Origin of the sequence: Xanthomonas sp. SHU 199 (genome assembly GCF_000364665.1) — a bacterium.
Lineage (GTDB): Bacteria > Pseudomonadota > Gammaproteobacteria > Xanthomonadales > Xanthomonadaceae > Xanthomonas_A > Xanthomonas_A sontii.
The window spans coordinates 1-382 of sequence record NZ_AQOI01000788.1; the positions used below are offsets into that span (position 1 = coordinate 1).

Consider the following 382-nt stretch of genomic DNA (forward strand, 5'->3'; position numbering starts at 1 on the left):
GCGCGCTGCAGCGCCAGCGGCCGCCCGTGCAGCGGTGCCTGCGCGGGCAGGACGGCCTCCCAGCCGGGTTGCGCCGCGCCCAGCGCCTGCCGGCAGAGGTCGGCCAGGTCCAGCGCGACGGCCGGTTCGTCGCGGCCGTCGCGGGCGTAGGCGATGAACTGCGCCAGGATCGCGTCGATCTCGCCGATGTCGCGCTCCATGCCTTCGCGCAGTTCCGGCTCCACCTGCGGCAGCAGCGCCAGCGCGTACTGCAGCCGGGTCAGCGGGGTGCGCAGGTCGTGGGAGATGCCAGCCAGCAGCAGCGCACGCTCGGCGGCGGCGTGGCGCACGTCGGCGCTGGCCGCGGTGAGCGCCTGCGCCAGCGCGGCGACCTCGCGCGGAA

1 protein-coding gene is annotated in these 382 nt (G+C 77.0%); it reads right to left on the reverse strand.

Features of this window, described 5'->3' with window-relative positions:
* A partial coding sequence (locus tag D183_RS25590) for a histidine kinase dimerization/phospho-acceptor domain-containing protein (protein WP_039729272.1) occupies window positions 1-382 on the reverse strand: 382 nt, incomplete at both ends.